The 13,241-nt window shown below is 52.9% G+C and carries 12 protein-coding genes and 4 tRNA genes; 13 read left to right on the top strand and 3 right to left on the bottom strand.

Features of this window, described 5'->3' with window-relative positions; genetic code table 11:
• Positions 1–170: 170 nt before the first annotated feature.
• The 5 genes from SH528x_RS17500 to SH528x_RS17480 all read left to right on the top strand — a co-directional run bounded on the left by SH528x_RS17500 (position 171) and on the right by SH528x_RS17480 (position 1,031).
• A tRNA-Val gene (locus SH528x_RS17500) sits at positions 171–243 on the top strand.
• Positions 244–306: 63 nt separating this feature from the next.
• Positions 307–392 (top strand) — tRNA-Ser (locus SH528x_RS17495).
• Positions 393–492: 100 nt separating this feature from the next.
• Positions 493–566 (top strand) — tRNA-Thr (locus SH528x_RS17490).
• Positions 567–591: 25 nt separating this feature from the next.
• Positions 592–663: transfer RNA gene (locus tag SH528x_RS17485), tRNA-Arg, on the top strand.
• Between the two features lie 164 nt (positions 664–827).
• Positions 828–1,031, top strand: a complete 204-nt coding sequence (locus SH528x_RS17480) for a hypothetical protein (RefSeq protein ID WP_442511777.1) — start codon at positions 828–830, stop codon at positions 1,029–1,031.
• A 612-nt stretch (positions 1,032–1,643) separates the two neighbouring features.
• Here SH528x_RS17480 and SH528x_RS17475 read toward each other — a convergent pair.
• Positions 1,644–2,231 (bottom strand): putative glycoside hydrolase, encoded by a 588-nt coding sequence (locus SH528x_RS17475; RefSeq protein WP_442511776.1) that lies wholly within the window; start codon positions 2,229–2,231, stop codon positions 1,644–1,646.
• A 53-nt stretch (positions 2,232–2,284) separates the two neighbouring features.
• Here SH528x_RS17475 and SH528x_RS17470 point away from each other — a divergent pair, with 53 nt between their 5' ends.
• The gene (locus SH528x_RS17470; RefSeq protein ID WP_442511775.1) at positions 2,285–3,418 is read left to right on the top strand and encodes a hypothetical protein; all 1,134 of its coding nucleotides are present in this window, start codon (positions 2,285–2,287) and stop codon (positions 3,416–3,418) included.
• A gap of 282 nt (positions 3,419–3,700) precedes the next feature.
• On the opposite strand, the gene SH528x_RS17465 is transcribed toward SH528x_RS17470, so the two are convergent.
• A complete protein-coding gene (locus SH528x_RS17465; protein WP_442511774.1) occupies positions 3,701–5,374 on the bottom strand; it encodes an integron integrase in 1,674 nt (557 codons plus the stop codon).
• Positions 5,375–5,818: 444 nt separating this feature from the next.
• Between SH528x_RS17465 and SH528x_RS17460 the strand changes: the two genes are divergently transcribed.
• The 4 genes from SH528x_RS17460 to SH528x_RS17445 all read left to right on the top strand — a co-directional run bounded on the left by SH528x_RS17460 (position 5,819) and on the right by SH528x_RS17445 (position 8,271).
• Positions 5,819–6,244: a hypothetical protein gene (locus SH528x_RS17460; protein ID WP_442511773.1), complete on the top strand. Its 426-nt coding sequence runs from the start codon at positions 5,819–5,821 to the stop codon at positions 6,242–6,244.
• Between the two features lie 102 nt (positions 6,245–6,346).
• Positions 6,347–6,718 (top strand): hypothetical protein, encoded by a 372-nt coding sequence (locus SH528x_RS17455; RefSeq protein ID WP_442511772.1) that lies wholly within the window; start codon positions 6,347–6,349, stop codon positions 6,716–6,718.
• A 408-nt stretch (positions 6,719–7,126) separates the two neighbouring features.
• Entirely contained in the window at positions 7,127–7,405 is a 279-nt protein-coding gene (locus tag SH528x_RS17450; protein WP_442511771.1) for a hypothetical protein, read from the top strand.
• 41 nt (positions 7,406–7,446) lie between these two features.
• Positions 7,447–8,271 (top strand): hypothetical protein, encoded by an 825-nt coding sequence (locus SH528x_RS17445; RefSeq protein ID WP_442511770.1) that lies wholly within the window; start codon positions 7,447–7,449, stop codon positions 8,269–8,271.
• Between the two features lie 84 nt (positions 8,272–8,355).
• On the opposite strand, the gene ltrA is transcribed toward SH528x_RS17445, so the two are convergent.
• Entirely contained in the window at positions 8,356–9,759 is a 1,404-nt protein-coding gene (gene ltrA, locus SH528x_RS17440; RefSeq protein WP_442506123.1) for a group II intron reverse transcriptase/maturase, read from the bottom strand.
• Positions 9,760–11,558: 1,799 nt separating this feature from the next.
• Here ltrA and SH528x_RS17435 point away from each other — a divergent pair.
• From SH528x_RS17435 to SH528x_RS17425, 3 genes are all read left to right on the top strand, one after another.
• Positions 11,559–11,972 (top strand): hypothetical protein, encoded by a 414-nt coding sequence (locus SH528x_RS17435; RefSeq protein WP_442511769.1) that lies wholly within the window; start codon positions 11,559–11,561, stop codon positions 11,970–11,972.
• A 132-nt stretch (positions 11,973–12,104) separates the two neighbouring features.
• Positions 12,105–12,572: a DUF2262 domain-containing protein gene (locus SH528x_RS17430; protein ID WP_442511768.1), complete on the top strand. Its 468-nt coding sequence runs from the start codon at positions 12,105–12,107 to the stop codon at positions 12,570–12,572.
• Between the two features lie 126 nt (positions 12,573–12,698).
• Positions 12,699–13,235, top strand: a complete 537-nt coding sequence (locus SH528x_RS17425; protein ID WP_442511767.1) for a hypothetical protein — start codon at positions 12,699–12,701, stop codon at positions 13,233–13,235.
• Positions 13,236–13,241 lie beyond the last annotated feature (6 nt).

The following is a 13,241-nucleotide window of genomic DNA, read 5'->3' as shown; positions in this document are numbered from 1 at the left end:
CGTCAGTAATACATTTCACGTCCCCCGCGAAAGTAACGGGACAGAATGCTACTTTCGCAGAGCGAAAGGCAACTATCGGTCGAGTATGCAAACAGGCAAAGCGGCAAGCATAAGAGTTTTTTTTAAATTGACTCTGCAGGATCGACTCCTGTCTCGATTACTCACAAAACGATCGCGTGGTCCAGAGGCTAAGACGCCTGCGTGACAAGCAGGAGACCGATGGTTCGATTCCATCCGTGATCACTTTTGATCGTTGATCGCCCCGCGATCATAACGTTTGGTTCGCGGAGCGAACCACGACAATACGGAAGGCAGCCGGATACGGTTTGCCGGGCCGCACTGCTAACGCGTGCCACCTTCGGGTGATGAGGGTTCGACTCCCTCGCCTTCCGCTAGTTTGTAACGGCTCGATAGTGAAACGGACATCATCTCTGGCCTCTAACCAGAAGTTCCGGGTTCGATCACTGGTCGGGCTACTGATGCGACAACCAAGCCGACGTGGCTCGACTTAGAAAGGCGCTGCTTTTGTAAAGCAGATCATGCTGGTGCGAACCCAGTCGTCGGCTCTTGTGACTATGTAACTACCCAAACGACTCGTGGGTGTGCTGGATAGCATGGCAGTCTTCGAAACTGTCGGACCAGGTTCGATTCCTGGACGGGTTACTTGCCTCGGCGGCGCCAGGAGCGAGCCACCATTTGGTTCCTGCGATCACCTCTCGGAATGAACGCTCAGAATTTCCACATCTGAAAGCTTGTTCTCCACATCGGCTCCGCTCCGAGGCTCCTTACATGATTAGTGAAACGCAAGCATCGAAAGGAGGTGCGATATGATGATTACAGGTGCAGGACGAGAGTTCATCATCAAGGATACGCACCGCGGCTTGTACTACGAAGACGGCAAGCTAACCAAGGTGCTCGAAGCCGGCCGATACAAGATCCCACCGCACAAGCAGTGGTTTAAGGATCTGCTAACAATCCCTTGTTACCCTGGCGATGTAGGCGTTCGTTTTCGCAAACGTTGCTTACGGTGACCACCCGGACGGACACGAAATTCCGAAGTGCCTACAAACAAGCAGATTGAGTCAACACAACATCAGAGACCCCGTGCCGAGAAGCGTCCAGCACGGGAGGTTGCTCTCGTTGGCAACTTGTCTGTGCTGCGAGGCGTCGCGATCAGCCGATGGGCTCTGTTAACCGTGTCTCAGGTCTCTGATAGAGAGGCAGAGACAAAACGGGGTTAGTCTCGGGGTTCGATCCTAACCGCTAGGGTTGTGTTCGGCAGTCCAGACTCTCTTCACGAAACATAGAAACTCAGTCACCGCCGCAGAAATGCCAAACGACTGCAAAAAACGGGGCAGTAACGAAAAACGCCCGTTGGCCGATATTGGGCCACGGGCGTTAACTGGTTTGCGAGAGCTTTCGCGATTTCAAAACTAGCTCCCCGAGCCGGACGCTCTCCGGAACAAGTCTCGGTTCGAACCTTCTCTTTAATGCTTTGCCGACAATGACTTACAGAAATTTCGTGCGGTTCGGTCAGGCCGTTTAGCGTTGAGGACGCCTACGGAACATTGTGAAGTGGGTTAACAACGGCCTGTTAACCAAAGGTCTTTTTGTCTTTTTGAAAAGACAAAGTCGCTATTTGGTTAACATCCACCCGCACAAGTTTGGATTTCACCGGCCGAAATGTTCGTTCTAATTTTTTGACCCCACGAGTTTCCAGTGCATTCCAGGTCGCGGTAACCCTGGTCATCGGAAATGACGATGACCACGTTCGGGGATTCTGCTGCGACAGTGAGGGAGTTTGTTGCGATCACCATCGCGACTAGGGCGAGCCAAACGGAATTGATCTTTTTCCATGTAGTACTCGTGATGACCGGGGAGTTTCGTGTCAGGCAGCTGTACATGAAATACGAGTAAGGCTGCGCGCCAATCAGATAGCAAGCCAGAGCGAACTCCGCCTTCTCCTGGGAGAGTTTCGGCATGTTCGGCTTCAGATTTCTTCGCCCTGTTCCTTCAACCCCAAGGCGAAATACGGAAATCTCCCCGTACTGAGCATTTCTCAGCATATGCCCCCACTCAGACAGCAAACTTTCTTTGCTGGACTTTACCGACGCATAGTTTTCAAACATGATCGCGTCGCTGACAGGATAAATATGTTTTGCGTCGGCACTGTAGGCGTTGGGTGTTCCTCCATCAACAGCACGCGGGTGATTTCGGCCTCTTCGCCCCACGCATTATACTGAGAAATCTTAGTGTTTCGTTCTTTCTCGAAAGGAGACCGCACATGTTCCAACAACTCGCTTCCAAATTCCTCATTGCATCTGCGTTGCTGCTTTGCATGTTCGCAAAGTCGCCCGCGCAGTCGACCAACCAAGAGGGCGAAAAGGTCGATCTGTTTTCACTCAAACTGATCGCGGGCGACTTAAGTGTTGCAGATCGCGAGATGACGATTTATGACCCAGACGAAGACGGATTCATTGACGCGGAGGAGCAAAAAGAGCTGAATTGGCATGACTTGGTCAAAGACTACGACATGAACAAAGACGGCAAACTGTCTCATTTGGAGCTAGCCGTCCGGCAAGCAAAACTGCGCAGCGACGCGGATATCACGGAGGAAGATTTAAGCAACGTCAAAAATTTTCTTGGTCGTCACGATAAGAATCGAAACGGTCAACTGGACCCCAATGAAATAAACCAGGGTTGGCCAAGCAACCCCGAGGATTTCGACACCGATAAGAACGGCATCATCAGCTCCAAAGAAATGATTCGGCAATTCGCGTTCATGCGAGGCCTAAGGAGTGAGATGGGTATCGAGTCGATCGACCATACTGGCGCCATTCGAATTGTGCAACTATTCGATAAGGATAATGACAAACACTTGGGTGTTGACGAACGAGCGGGCGCGAAGCTGCCGCTTGCTGCTGGGCAATTTGACAGAGACAGTGATGGGCGACTAAGTACGATAGATATCGCTGAAATGCTTGCAAAGCACCGCGTTGACCTAGGCCTCACCGTGCCCGACCAAGAGAAGTTTTGGTATTTGATGTCGCGTGACTTCAACCACGATGGCGAACTAGCAGAGAGTGAGCTGAATCCGCTTGGCGAGGGCATGCCGCAGCAGTACGCAGGGTTCGACACAGACAAGAACGGCAAGATCACCGTTAAAGAGATCGAAACGCGTTTGGCGGCCGTGCGAAAGGATCGCGGATTCGGTCCAGCGCAATTTCAACTTGCGACTCGGATGATCATTCGGCACGACACCAATCGTAGCAAACACATTGAAGCGTCCGAATTCCACGACAAGGCTGCCAAGGGAAAACTTTCCAAAGATGTCCTTCCCATCGCAGATTTGAACAAAGACGGGCGTGTCGGCATCGATGAACTTGCCCGCTACTTACTAAAACATCCTCAAGAGTAGAACGCCCTGAGCTTCTTTCGCAACCGTTCGTGCCGTTGGATAGTCCGCCTGACATGGGTGCCGAGATCGAAACGACCGAGCGCCTCGGTGGCATGCTTCTGTCGTATCGACGCGCTGCTTAGCTGGTCTCGCTTCGCACGCCGGGATTGCCAAAACGATCGGTGCGATATCTACACATACGCCGCTTATACGGCACTTTGAGCAACACGCTCTTTGAGGTTGCCGCGAAGGGTCGGGATAACCAACTTGGTGGCGATGTCGCCGCGTGTGGCGCCGTGGGGACTATCTTCTGCATCCTATTGCCATCGTCCGGCGAGGCCCACCGATTGACGTCGCAAAGCCAGCAAGTGCTGAAGCGTATAGCAAACTCCAATTCGCCGCTCTCTTCCAGCTTCGCACGCTTACTTTCGGTGCCTCTGTCGGCTGTGGTCGCCTAACGAGTGTTTCGTTTTGAACATACTTCCGCGTCGTAACATCCACTGTCTGAGTTGCCACATCTTCGCAATCACGAATTTGCTCATCAGGGTGGCATTCGCCCGGTATCGTTGCTGCCCATCGGGTCGAATTCGACTCGCTATCGGCTTTCGGCTTTTCACTACTGTCGCTATGTATTGGCGACGATTGCCTCGCTGCCAAGCGATCCAGCGGGCTGACCACCTTGACGTCCTCTCGACTAAGTGAGTGCAGATAGATTCGAGTCGTCTTAATGTCCGAGTGACCAAGCAACTCTTGGATCGTGCAGATATCGGTTCCCGCACGCAACAGGTGAGTTGCGAAACTATGACGAAAAACGTGAGAACTGACGTGCTTCTGAATACCGGCCTTCTGAGTCGCTGCACGCAGTTGTGCCGGAAACGTGTCTTTGTGCAAGTGATGCCGCCGAAGCACCTGCGTTCGCGGATCGCGTGACAAGCGGTGCGACGCAAACAAGAACTGCCACTTTAATTCACGAGCTGCGTTCGGATACTTGCGTTCCAATGCCTTGGGCAAGCACACCGACGCTTGTCCTCGCTCTAAATCGTGCTCGTGCAACACACGGCGTGACTCCATCCAGCGACGAATCTCCGGCACAACGCTCTCAGGCATCGGCACAAATCGACTCTTCCCCCCTTTGGAAGCGTGAACCTCAATCACCATCCGATCAAAGTCAAAATCTTTCATGCGAAGTCGCAACGCTTCACTGATCCGCATCCCGCATCCATAGAGCAACTGTGCGATCAGCATATGAACACCTTTTAGATGCGAATAGATCCGTTCAATCTCCTCAACGCTCAGCACGGTTGGGATTTGCTTTCCTTTGCTTGAACGAATCGCGTCTACTTCCCCCAGTTCACGTTTGAGCACGTGTTCAAAAAGATAGAGAATGCCATAAAACGCTCGGCTTTGTGTCGCTGGCGCAACGTTTCCATCGACTGCCAAATCCGTTAAGTGAGCCTCCACATCCGCCGCACTAATCTCTGCAAAATCCGCTTGGCACTTCAAACCTCGCGCTCGCATGAATGCCCGGACATTGGACACGTACGCTCGCTCCGTCGCTATCGCATCTTGACGACGTCGAATTGTTCGACGCAAATTTTGGATCACGTCTGGCTCGCTGGGGTCGATATAACCAACCTCGTCGTGAATCTCTTCCGTCTTCCCTCCGCGTAACTCTTTGAGTTTTTCCGCCCGAGCGATCTCCTCTAGTTTTGATAGGATAGGCTTCAAATCATCGAAAGGTACTGCTTGAAAATACCGGCGATAACAGATCAGTGACTGGACGATCTTCAGTCGCTTCCACGCTGGCGTCTTGCGTCGCAAATGGTCTCGCAAAAACGCGATCACTTCATCTGCTGTAAATTCCCAAGTCGGCTGTGGTTTCCGGCCATGGAAACGACACAAATTCTCAAACCAAACCTTCGCCCACTTGTCACGGCTCTCACGCCACGTCGCTGCAGATTGACTCACCTGCGCCATGGAATTTCCCCTTCATTTGCACGAACCAGCGTCTTAAACACGCCAAACCGATCGAACAATTAGATTCCATCCTCAATCGCGAATGACCGCAAGTATCGGCCATTGCCCTCTCCCACAATCGCTCTCAGCACGCGTCACCGGCAGTCCAGCCAGCCCCTCGCGCCCAGACGGTGCGATCGCAGCTCTATTAAATTTATTTCACAACACGACTCCAACGATGTCAATGCGTTCAGCGAATGAATTTTACGTCACAAAAGCTTGACCTGGGGTGTGGCTTCCCCCATAATCATCGGGGCTGGAGCAACCGGCGATAAGTCCTACCAAACCGGCGATAACTCCCGCAGTGTCACCGACCGTACCGAAGGTGCAACCGGCGATAACAACCCAAACATCAACTTATCACCGCACCAACCGGTGATAATTACATTGTTATCCGACTGAACAATGCATGATTTCACGCCAATAGATCACAAGGACTCCGATCCCGAGTATCGAGCCGCAGTACTCGACGGTATCGAAACCGTGCTCGGCTCAAAACTTACCTACGTGGATTCACCCGATGCATTGCTTGGCGACTGGAATCGTTCGTGCCCACATTTGCCTGATCGCGAACCGCAGCGGTTTTCGTACCTGGCAGATGGCACATTCCGTTCGCCCTACGACTCGGACGATTCGCCTCCAGGAAAATGGCGGATCGACAACGGTACGTACACTGAATCAACTTGGTGCAAACCGATGCCGGAGTACGGCATGGATGAGGGAACTTGGAATCCCGAGACCTACCATTGTGCCTTGGCCGAAGACGAGTCCGTTGCTATCTGGAACGGCGATGGGAGCTTGCTCCTGTTGCTTACCAAATGCATCGGATAACAATGGCATGAACGCGGAGCCGCCGACAGCGCGTTTTCAAATGGAGCATCAACCGCGGCGGCCCGGTTATGCCAGACGTTATTTGATCAAGATTCATGCTGCATGATTGCCATCGCTCGATTTACTACCGACGTTGACGTTGTCGACATTGCCCGCCGCATCGGTGCCGCTTATCCCGGAACCGTTACCGTGTCGGACGATTACTACCGCGACCGTATTGCATCCGCCGTAGCACTGGCCACAGAAATTGGTTACGACCAAAACTCACCTCCACTACAATGCTTGCGAGATGTCGCTTCGCGAGTTGGATTGCAATACCATTTGCGGATACCACTTGCACGCAACACTTGCGTAGACGCTAGAATTGACGGCAAAGGTGCTCTCGTAACCAGCGACAACGACATGCCGGACTCGTTGAAAACCAAACTGCTTGACCTGATTGCTGCGATCCCAGCGACAATTGACACTGACTGACGTTCGTGCGACAAATAACCATGACATGCACGCGAGGACGGCTTGCGCGGTTTTTGAAGTGGAGAGTCTTTCGTCCGTCCCCCGTGATGTCTACCGTTATTTGGCTGAACTATGGACGACGAAACGGAACGTCCCGGCCTGTTCAACATGTGGCCGAGCGTCACATTTATCAACTGCCCAAATTGCGGCACGCACTGGCCCGAACCTCGCTTCGGATCTGAGGATACCGTCTTTCCGCCGATTGACTCCGAATACGAGAAACGGGAAAGCCTTTGCCGCGTCCATTGTCCACGATGTGGCGAATTACTCCCGCCAATCGACGAACTTGCGACCAAAGATCATTGTGTCGGACGACCACCAACACTCAATAAACCATTTATTGGCACGATATCTGGAATCCGCGCTTTCATGGAACGATCGCGCGGGGCTGATACGAAACTATGGCAATACGGTGTCTCGCATTCCAACCTGATTCTGAAGATCGACTCAATTGTCGACAACACGCATGCGTTTGTCGTTTGTTCAATGACCAAGACTGTCGTTCTGCCGAAGCTGTATTGGAAGTCTTCATTCGTGTTAGAATCAACCGGCGACCACGAGTACTGGGCGCTGCGTGACGAACCGGCAAACGCGGAAATAGTGTGTGCTGCTGTCGGTATCTTTCACGACGTCACAAGCCTGTGGTGACAAAGCCAAATAACCAAGCCGTGAACCGGAGAACGGCTTGCATGGTTTTACAAGTGGAAAATCGACTGTCCGTTCCCGGTTACGGCAATCGTTATCCGACTGAAGCGCGAACCAGCTGGCTACTACATCGCTCTAACTACGAAATGGCAGTCGTTCCGCTGGCAGGAGGCAATATGAATCCCAAGCTCACCGTACATTGCAGAGACAGCGTTGACCCGATGACCCTGTCGCCGGACGAACTTGGGCAACAAGCAGTTCAATTCGCAATTGAGACGGCAATATCGCATGGAAAACTAATTCTAGACGGTTTCAATGACGAGCAGGCGGACCAAGCGATCCAGTCGTTTCTACGTGATTATGTTGTCGCGATTCACGACGGAGCACAGGTTCAGGGTAATTCAGACTATCGCTCCAACTTGCTTGACGTTGGGGCAAACTTTCGAGACTGCGGCGACTACCAAATGGCCGCTCTCATCTATTCGACTTGGGCAGAACATTGGCTGAATTTCGCCGTTTCGTGTTTTGCGCGACGCAAGCACTTGAGTGACGAGCGAATCACGCAAATTATTCGCGACGCACCACTTCGGGCGAAGATGACTTGGCTCTTGCCGCTGCTGGGTGGGCCGGAAATTGACTCGAAACACTGCACTGCAATCACAACGTTGAGTAATCACCGCAACGGGTTTGTTCATTACAAATGGAAGTTTGATGGCGTTGATGACATGGAATCCACACCTCAGCAACTGGTTGCCGCGGTGAATGGCTTTTCAGACACAATTAGGTATCTTTCGGAATACGAAGAGAGGCACATATTCGGCAACGCGCGTGCTCACGCCCGTCGGTTCAGCAGACGCAAAACTCAATGAACCAAGCGGATAACAAAGCGAATCGGGATAGGGGCCCGGATTGCTCCGGGGCCCCTCCCACATCACCTAGCATGCGGGTCCGCACTAGGCGATTCGCCGCGAGGATGCAAGCTGTTGCCAACGCTCTAATAGACTCAGTAAGCCTTCACTTTTCAGGTGCTCGTTCGATAACGCACGCTGGACTCCCGACGTCTTGGATAGACGCCACGGGCCTTTGCCGCTAAACGCGAACGGACGGGCGTCCCGGTACGACAAGCCCAAGGACATCAGGTTGCGAAGCCGAGTGTTCGACTTCTTCCACTGCTTCCAGTAGCATGCCCGAACCCGTCGCCGAAGCCACTTGTCGAGCGTACTGAAAGTTGTCTTGACTTGATCTAACTGAAAATACCCAAGCCAACCAATTGCATAAGAACGGAACTCCGCGAAACGCTTCTTCATCGACACACCTCGGTTTCTACGAAAGATCTCCGAGACGCGCCGTTTGAATGCGTCGAGCTTCTTTCGACTCACGCGAAACTGTCCGCCAAAGCCACGGAATTCGTAGCCCACGTACTCAAGCTCTTGCGTCTTACAGACGCTGCTCTTGTCGTGATTGACTTGCAGTTTCAACGTCAGCGTCAGAAATCGCTCAACGCTCGCGTAAACACGATGCGCAGCAACATCCGACTTGGTGAAGATCACGAAGTCGTCCGCATACCGCACGAAAGGCAATCCACGCCGCTCCAGTTCCTTGTCCAGATCATCCAAATAGATGTTGGAAAGGAGTGGTGACAACGGACCTCCTTGCATCGTTCCTTCTTCGCTAGGTTGACATAACCCATCGATCATCACTCCGGCTCGCAGGTATCGTCCGATCAGTTTGAGCAGTCGCTTGTCGTGAACCTTGCGGCTCACGCGTGCCATTAACACGTCGTGCTGGACTCGGTCAAAGAATTTCGACAGATCCATATCGACGCATCGGCGTCGACCGCTGCGAATGATCTTCTGCACCTGCTTGGCTGCATCTTGCGCCGAGCGATAAGGTCGATAACCGAAACTTGATTCAGAGAATCCCGGATCGAAGATCGGCGTGAGGACTAACACAATAGCGGTTTGGATTGCGCGATCGAGCAAGTTTGGAATTCCGAGCTCTCTCGTGCCGCCATCGGGTTTGAAAATGGTCTTCCGCCGGACAGGGTCCGGACGATAGGTGCCATCGAGTAGTTGTTGACGAATGTTTTGCCAACGCGGAGCAAACCACTCGGGAAAGTCGTCGACCGTAAGTCCGTCGGGCCCAGGGGCTCCACGGTTGGCCTTCACTCTCGCCCAAGCCATTTCCATGTTGACTTCATCGACAATCGCTTCCATCAGATTGTGAGCATCATCGCCCAAGGCTGACTTCTCGATGACCGCCAGACCCGAATCATCCGTCGGGATGTTTGGCGCAGCGAGATCCGGTTCGACAAAGTCGAAGACGAGTTGCTCTTCGTTCGGATTCTCTGAGGTCATCGGTGGTTCGTTCCTTGACTGTTGACGTTCGGTTCTTCCCGCCGCCATTGGAATTGGCAGATCGGTACTACAACTTCTGCTGCATTCTCCAGGCACGTCATGCGTTACCGCATTCCGCCCCGCCTTTCGGGCAAGCCCTACTCACGGGTACGCCTGGAGTTCTCCCCAGATAAGGGATCGTGATCTGTCCCCGCCCAAGCTCCCGATCTACCTGCGCTCACTCTTCCGGTTCGGTTTCGCAGTCAGCAGCCTGCTCACCTGTAGACGTCGGCCTCCTATCGGGTTTCTGTTCGTAGCCTGGCGGGTCTTGGCGTGAATGTGTCTGACGACGGTTTTAGCTTTGAAGCTCGTCCGATTCGGTTGTTGTTGAATCGAAGCTGTTCTCGGCGGCTAGCCAGATTTACGGTCACATTCGCAGGCTGCCTTCCCACGGATCGTCACCTCCCCGCAGTTGCCCTCGCCTCGTACTGTTCTTTCGTTAGAATTTCATTTGGTATACTGACTCCTCGAAAGAAACCGGAACTAAGTACAGGGGACTTGCACCCCACAAGATCACGCCCATGCTGGGCGTACTGAACGCGGAGTGGCCGAAAACGCGTTTACAAATGGAAGATCAACCGCGGCCACCCGGTTATCGCAACCGTTACCCGACTGAAATCGACGCGTCAGTCTGCTGATCAAACCGAACACTGCTGCGGCACTGCAACCAAAATATGCTGCGTCCCAAGACTCTCCTAATCGCATCCATCATTCTCGGACTGGCAAGCTGGTTCTTGGTTGGCCAATGCTATCGGCTCGCAATCGAGAATCTCAAACTCGGCTACTCACCTTGGTACGGGCGACTTCTGGTTCCAGCTGCGCTTCTGACGGGAATCGCTGGGTCTACTTCGGCTTTCGTTGGTCGCCGGAGACCGGCGCAAGACTGTGATTCGCACGGTATAGCTTTGCGATTCCAGCTTGCAGGATGGTTTCCTATCACTCCTGCCATTATCATCGCGCTACTGAGGGCCTCAGCTTAACGGTGCGCGTGCAAGGCAAAACGGCGCGTCACCATCGGATGCAACTGAGGACTCGGCGTTGTTGTTCGGTAGATAGAAAACGTTCCGCTCGTCCCCGCTGATCCGTATCGTTACCCGACGGAAAGACCTTTGCATCACGACTCACAATCACTCTCTTCCAGCCCCATTGTACGGAACACAATTTAAGATGCCGATCGGAGTTTCACTTGCAACTGACTTAGCCATCGGTGACTACTACGAAGACTGCGCCTACCATCCGTGCGTATGCATTTCTGTCGAGGACGGGGCAGTCAACGGCGTATCGCTTGTGGACGGTTCATACCCGAGATGCTGCAGCGTGCCCGGATGTGGTGTTCGCAAGCTGTCTTTCCAAGAGGCTTTGCATTGGAAGTTCTATGGGCCACTCGATGAAGACGTTGCAGATGAATACCAATGGTGGCAAGATTTCGATCGAATGGCACGCTCGTGCTTTCCACCAATAGCCGAGAGCGGCGGGTAACAATGTGGTGCACCCCGAGCACGCGAGCCGGCCGTATTGAAATGGAGAGTCTTCCGCGCGTGCCGGGTGACCACCGCCGTTACCCGACTGAAAGCTACAACTGAAATCGCTGCATGCTTTGGCCTGTTGTTTTACCGTTTCAGATCACGGCCATCGTGCTCTTTCTTGTGGTCTTACTTTTGACCGCAACTCGCACGCCACGACGCTGGAGTCGCCCCAAAACATTACTACTTTCGTCCCTCACCGCGATTTTTTTGTTCGTGCCTTCGTGCACTGGTGTCATGCTTATTGCAGACTCGATTCGCTTCGGTAACTTCCACTACGAATCGTTTGACGAAATCCCTGACTTTCGTTCACAACGCTACCTTCCCGACGCGGCAACGAATATCGAGATGCAGAAACATGCAAATGGGTACAGAGCGAGATACGATATTTCCGCTAATGACTTCCGCTCATACCTTGACGAATTGTGGACGAAATACGGAGAACACTCCGCCGTTGAACGCGGCGGCTTTATGGACGAGGAGCGCGCTGCGTCACCGGAACTGTTCGACGGTACATTTGGTGGACTTGGTTGGGATTGCCCGGCGAACGCCATCGTGTACTATAGCCCATCCGAGGGTGATGGCGGCGGTGCGACGTACTACTTCGATGCTGATGCGGGCCTTATGTTTCAACGAACTGGCTTTTGGTGATTCCCAGGATGCTGCGGGTAACCATCGCATGCAACTGAGGACGGGTGGTCCGTTTGCTCGTCAGCTTGCAAGTCTTTCGCCCGTCCCCGCTGATGCGTAACGTTCGTCGACTAAGGAATCGCAAAGACACACATGCGCAAGTCAATACGGTCGGCTGCACTCGGGCAACTAACTTACAATGAACAATTTCGTCACTATGGTACGCAGATTGTCCATAATGACGCGACGATCGAAGTGACGTTGAATGTTGACACCGATGATGGCATCGACAAAATGCTTCCATTGGCCGCGCAAGTTTGGAAAGGACGGTCTCGCCATATCAAGGCCTTTCGGGATTACGCTACAACTCAATTGATTGACGAATTAAACGAGTTTCTGGTTGCCGACGACGAGCGATCTGAGCCCATTTCCCAGAAACAACTTCAACGAATTCTCCGTGTTCCTTTTTCGGTGACATTCAATTTTGAAAGACACAGTAGCGACAACGTGGAATTTTGTGTTGCTGGGGGTACGGCGGAATGCCTACGTGAGCATTGTTTGTATGTCTTCTTTGCTGCCAACGGAACCATAAAGGGGGGCGAAGTGGTTCGGCTATTCTGACTGATCATCACGACGAACCAAGCGATGCAACGGAGCGGAAATGGCGTTCCGAATTCTTCCTGAAATTAAGATCACTCGCGCCATTTCCGCCCGCTGATCGCCAGCGTTAGCCGACAGAGAAGCTTCATGGTCGAAAAGTTTCGCATTGCACTTCCAACGGGGAACGTTTTCGTGATCGACCCGCTCTATATCGCAGGACACCGCGATGCTGCCTCAGGATTGAGTGACGACGGCTCAGCTGATTCCGTTCTCGAGTTCATTGCGGGGCAACCGAATCTTGCGTTCTACGAATGGAACCTCCGCCCTGGGACCTACGATTTCAAGCTAAACGCAATCAAAGATCCGAGACGCAACTCGAAGGCAGCACCAGGAGAGCGAGGGCTCTTCTCGGTCGACAGCGCGACCGCTCTCGTGGCGGACGTTTCGTACTTTACTGGCATCTTGAGCCACTTTGAATTTGACGCCGCGTTCACTCCGTCATGTAACGCGAGCAAGTCGTACATCCGCAAGCTATCGACACTCCTTGGAGATGCTGAAGAAAACGCATTCGTCATTGTTTGCTCCCCAGGAATTCAGCACTACTATCAGTTTATTGGCGATGGGCGATACTATCTTGAACGGTCATTCAGCCCATCACGACCTCGAAGAACAAAAACCGGCTAACCATGA

It is taken from the genome of Novipirellula methanifontis, from assembly GCF_052161655.1.
Taxonomy (GTDB): domain Bacteria; phylum Planctomycetota; class Planctomycetia; order Pirellulales; family Pirellulaceae; genus Novipirellula.
The sequence above is the reverse complement of the archived record's forward strand: the minus strand, read 5'-3'. Positions and strand labels throughout refer to the sequence as shown.